This is a genomic window from Klenkia sp. PcliD-1-E, assembly GCF_024124375.1.
GTDB lineage: Bacteria > Actinomycetota > Actinomycetes > Mycobacteriales > Geodermatophilaceae > Klenkia.
The window spans coordinates 1-4938 of the sequence record NZ_JAMXRZ010000190.1 but is presented as its reverse complement, the minus strand read 5'-3'; the positions used below and the strand labels follow the sequence as shown (position 1 = coordinate 4938).

Genomic DNA, 4938 nt, shown 5'->3' with positions numbered 1-4938 from the left:
CCCGCCGGGCAGCCCCCGCCGGCCCCCCGCGGACCCGGCCGGGCGGTCGGCGTCGCGGTGGCCGCCGTCGTCACGGTCGTCGTGGTGGTGGCCGTGGTCGTCGTGGGGCTCGTCGCCGACCGGTCCGGCCCGGACGCCGGCCCGACCGGCCTGGCCGGTCCGGTCCCCACCGGGCCGACGTTCCCGCCGGGCACCGTGCAGATCGTCGACGAGGCGGCCGGGATCGCCTACCCCTTCCTCGGGGACGGCTGGTACGAGTACGTGCTGGGGGCACCCCTGGAGACCACCTCGGTGCGCGGCCAGTACTTCGTCACCCAGGACGCCGTCCCCGACGGCGGGGAGTTCATCGCCCAGATCACCTCCGGCCCCGTGGCCGAGGGGTACGGCTGGACCGGGCCCGGCAGCGAGCAGGTCACCGTCGAGACCCTCGCCGAGAGCGTGCGGGCCAACTACTACCCCGGGCCCAACGAGCGCGAGGAGCTGCGCGACGAGGCGGTGACCGTCGACGGCGCCCCGGGCTGGGTCTACGAGTTCACCCTCAGCTGGGACACCGCCGGCTACGACGCGACCGGCGAGCGGGCCGCGCTGCTGCTGGTCGACACCGGCCGGCCGGCCCCGGCGCTGCTCTACCTGTCCATCCCCAACACCCACGCCGAGCTCTACGGCGTGATCAACCGGGTCATCGACGCCGTCGACGTGCTGTAGCACCCAGCGCCTAGGCTCGGGCGGTGAGCTCTCCCCCTGCGGAACTGACCCTGCGGCACCCGGTGGAGCGGTTCACCCTCGACAACGGGCTGCGCGTCGTCCTGGCCCCCGACACCAGCGTCCCGGTGGTGGCGGTGAGCGTCTTCTACGACGTCGGCATGCGCTCCGAGCCCGAGGGCCGCACCGGTTTCGCGCACCTGTTCGAGCACGTGATGTTCCAGGGCTCGGCACACGTGCCGAAGATGGAGCACGCCCGCCTGGTGCAGGCCGCCGGCGGCAGCTTCAACGGCTCCACCCACCAGGACTACACGAACTACTACGAGGCGCTGCCCGCCGAGGCGCTGGAGCGCGCGCTGTTCCTCGAGGCCGACCGGATGGCCGCACCGGCCATCACCGAGGAGAACCTCCGCAACCAGATCGACGTGGTCAAGGAGGAGATCCGGGTCAACGTGCTCAACCGGCCCTACGGCGCCTTCCCCTGGCTGCAGCTGCCGCAGATCGCGTTCGGGTCCTTCGCCAACACCCACGACGGGTACGGCTCCTTCGTCGACCTGGAGTCCTCCACCGTCGAGGACGCGCAGGACTTCTTCGACCGGTACTACGCCCCGGCCAACGCCGTGCTCTGCATCGGCGGCGACCTCGACGTCGCGGAGACCGAGCGGCTGGTGCGCCGCTGGTTCGACGCCGTCCCGCACCGGGCCGCGCCCGCCACGCCCTACACCGGTGAGCCCTCGCCCACCGGCCCCCGGCACGGCGTCGTGGTCGACGCCCTGGCCCCGGCGCCGGCGGTGGCCATCGGCTGGCGGGTCCCCGACCCGGTCGGTGACCTGGACACCTACCTCGGCACCGTGCTGCTGGGCGAGCTGCTCAGCGAGGGCGACGCCTCCCGCCTCGAGCTGCGGCTGGTGCACCGCGACCACCTGGCGGTGGCGCAGTCCTCCTACGTCGGGCTGTTCGGCGACCCCTTCGACGTCCGCGACGCCACCCTGCTCACCACCCAGGTGCACCACCCCGCCGACGTCTCCCCGCAGCGCGTGCTCGACGCAGTCCACGAGGAGGTGGACCGCGTCGCCCAAGACGGCGTCGGCGCCGACGAGCTCACCCGCGTGCAGGCCCGCACCAGCACCCAGCTGCTGCGCGGCGCGGACTCCGTGCTCGGCCGCACCCTGGGCTTCGCCTCCGCCGAGCTGATCCACGGCCGCGCCGAGCTGGCCGGCGAGCTCGCCGCCCGGCTGGCCGCCGTCACCCCCGAGCAGGTGCAGCACGCCGCCCGCGGGCTGGCCCGCGACACCGCCGCCGTCCTCGAGCTGCACACCGCCGGAGGCACCGCATGAGCGCGCCCGTCCTCGACCTGTCCCTGGTCCCCCCGCTGGGCGACCCCCGCCCGCAGCCGGTCCCCGACGTCCACCTGACCACCCTGGACTCCGGGCTGCGGGTCGCCGTCGTGCCCCGCGCCGGGGTCCCGCTGGTCGAGCTGCGGCTGCGGGTGCCCTTCGCCGCGGCCTCGGCCCGCACCGCCGCCGCGCACGTCGCCCGCACCTCGGTGCTCACCGGCGCGCTGCTGCTGGGCACCCGGTCCCACGACCAGGTGCAGATCGCCCAGCTGCTGCAGGCCGAGGGCGCCGAGATGTCGGTCTCGGCCGACCCCGACCGGATGCTCTTCGGCACCACCCTGCTGCCCACGGGCCTGGACGCCGTCCTCGGCGTGCTCGCCGAGCTGCTCACCGCGCCCACCTACCCGGCCGCCCCCGTCGCCGCCGAGAAGGCCCGGGTGGCCGAGCGCATCGCCATCGCCCGCTCGCAGCCCGGCGTGGTGGCCCGCACCGCGCTGGCCACCCGCCGCTACGGTGCGCACCCCTACGCCGTCCAGCTGCCCGAGACCGACCAGGTGCAGGCCATCACCCCCGCGGCCCTGCGCAAGCTGCACCGCGAGCGGGTGCTGCCCGCCGGCAGCACGCTGGTCCTGGTCGGCGATGTCGACCCGGCCGCCGCCACCGACGCCGTCGCGACCGCCCTCGCCGGGTGGACCGGCACCGGCGTCGCCGTCGACGCCCCGCCGCTGCCGGCCATCCCGCCCGGCCCGCTGCAGCTGGTCGACCGGCCCGGAGCCGTGCAGTCCAACCTGCGGATCGGCGGCCCGGCCCCCGGACGGCTCGACCCCGAGCTGCCCGCGGTCCGGCTGGCGAGCACGGTCTACGGCGGCTACTTCTCCTCCCGGCTGGTGGAGAACATCCGCGAGCGCCGCGGCTACACCTACAGCCCCCGCAGCTCGGTGGACCACCTGCAGGCCGGGTCGTCCTTCCTCGTCGAGGCCGACGTCGCCACCGAGGTCACCGGGCCGGCGCTGCTGGAGACGCAGTACGAGCTGGGCCGCATCGCCCTGCTGCCGGTCACCGAGGCCGAGCTGGACGCCGCCCGGCGCTACCTGCTGGGCACCACGGCGCTGGCCACGGCCACCCACGCCGGGCTGGCCAGCACGCTGTCGGCCCTGGTCGGCTCCGGCCTGCCCGCCGAGTGGCTCACCGAGCACCAGGCCGCCCTGGCCGCCGTCACCCTCGACGAGGTCACCGCCGCGGCCCGCCGCTGGCTGCACCCCGCCGGGCTGACCACCGTCGTGGTCGGCGACGCCGAGCGGGTCGCCGGCCAGCTCGAGGCGCTCGGGCCGGTGCAGCGGTGAGCGTCCCGCCCGGCGGCAGCACCCCGGCCGACAACCCCCCGCCCAGCGAGCTCCCGGTCGACGTCGCGGTCTGGCCCGAGCACACCCCGGCCACCACCGACGACGTCCCCGTGCTGTCCCGGGTCGGGCACGACCGCGGGCACCTGGACCGCTCCCTCGACGACCCCGCGCGCGGCCGACCGGTCCGGGTGCTCGTCATGGACGAGCGGCGGCAGGTGCCGGTGCGGGAGACCGCGACCGGGCCCGAGCTGCTGTGGGACCAGCGGGCACGGTTCCCCGGGGACGGCATCTACCTCGGCCACGCCGACGAGGTCGCCTACGCGGTGGTCCGCGGGGAGCGCACGCTGAGCATCGGCGGGGCACCCGTGGACGGCTGGAGCGGGCTGCGCGAGATCGGCTCGGACCTCGGCGACCGGGATGCCGGGCTGCTGGCCCAGGCCACCGGGATCGTGGAGTGGCACGAGCGCAACCGGTTCAGCCCCTACACCGGGGCGGCCACCGTGGTGGAGAAGGCCGGCTGGACCCAGCGGGACCCCACCACCGGCCAGGAGGTCTTCCCGCGCACCGACCCAGCGGTGATCATGCTGGTGCACGACGGCGACCGGGTGCTGCTGGGCCGGCAGGCGGTCTGGCCACCCGGCCGGTTCTCCATCCTCGCCGGGTTCGTCGAGCCCGGGGAGTCCGCCGAGGCGGCGGTGGCCCGCGAGGTCGCCGAGGAGGTGGGCATCGAGGTCACCGACGTCCGCTACGTCGGCAGCCAGCCCTGGCCGTTCCCGCAGTCGCTCATGCTCGGGTTCACGGCCCGCGCGGTGGGCACGCAGCTGCGCGTCGACCACGACGAGATCGAGGAGGCGCGCTGGTTCACCCGCGAGGAGCTGCGCAGCGGCGCCGGGCCGGCCGCGCTGCCGCCGCCGGTGTCCATCGCGCGGCACATCATCGACGGGTGGCTCAGCGAGGGCTGACCCAGCGGCCCTGCAGGACCAGGGCCGGCCGGTCGGCGTGGTCGGCCAGCACCACGGCGTCGGCCAGGCCGGCCGGGTCGACCTCGTCGTCGTAGCGGTCGAACGCCGGCAGCTCCCACTGCTGGCCCGCCGGCGTCCGGCGCCGGCGGGCCGCGGCCGACACCCGCAGGTGCACGACGACGTCGAAGGCCAGCCCGACGCCCTGCAGCAGCGCGCCGGGCACCAGCAGCACCCCCTCCGCCGGCACGCGGGCTGCGCGGGTGGCCCGGTCGCGGACGGCGTCCCACAGCTGCGGGAGCACGTCACCGGGGCCGCCCGGTCCCACGCGGTCGAGCACCTCGCGGCCCAGCGCCGACACGTCCAGCCAGTCGGTGTAGCGGGCACCGGGGGCGGTGCGGCCGTGCTCCAGGCGCACCGACGCCGGGCGCAGGAACCCGGCGGCGGGCACCACGACGGCCCGACGGCCCAGCGCGGGGAGGCGGGCCGCGACGTCCTCGGCCAGCCGCTGCGGGTCTGCGACGTCCGGGCCGTCGACGGCCACCCGCAGCGCGTGCGCGCCCGGCTCGGGGTCGGTGGCGGCCAGCAGGTCGGCCA

5 protein-coding genes are annotated in these 4938 nt (G+C 76.3%); 4 read left to right on the top strand and 1 reads right to left on the bottom strand.

Annotated elements, in window-relative coordinates; genetic code table 11:
- From NH342_RS21980 to nudC, 4 genes are all read left to right on the top strand, one after another.
- Nucleotides 1-705 (top strand): DUF2510 domain-containing protein (locus NH342_RS21980; protein ID WP_253018325.1); only part of this gene is annotated, 705 nt, incomplete at its 5' end.
- Nucleotides 706-728: 23 nt separating this feature from the next.
- A complete protein-coding gene (locus NH342_RS21975) occupies nt 729-2039 on the top strand; it encodes a pitrilysin family protein (protein ID WP_253018323.1) in 1311 nt (436 codons plus the stop codon).
- The gene (locus NH342_RS21970; RefSeq protein ID WP_253018321.1) at nt 2036-3382 is read left to right on the top strand and encodes a pitrilysin family protein; all 1347 of its coding nucleotides are present in this window, start codon (nt 2036-2038) and stop codon (nt 3380-3382) included. The genes NH342_RS21975 and NH342_RS21970 overlap by 4 nt, the downstream gene beginning before the upstream one ends.
- Complete coding sequence (gene nudC, locus NH342_RS21965) at nt 3379-4344, top strand: NAD(+) diphosphatase (RefSeq protein WP_253018319.1); 966 nt, start codon at nt 3379-3381, stop codon at nt 4342-4344. Before NH342_RS21970 ends, nudC begins: the two co-directional genes overlap by 4 nt.
- Here nudC and NH342_RS21960 read toward each other — a convergent pair.
- A partial coding sequence (locus NH342_RS21960; protein ID WP_253018317.1) for a uridine kinase occupies nt 4331-4938 on the bottom strand: 608 nt, incomplete at its 5' end. The genes nudC and NH342_RS21960 overlap by 14 nt on opposite strands.

Coding starts and splice junctions, on each gene's coding strand:
- NH342_RS21970 (WP_253018321.1), top strand. CDS start 2,036: ATGAGCGCGCCCGTCCTCGACCTGTCCCTGGTCCCCCCGCTGGGCGAC.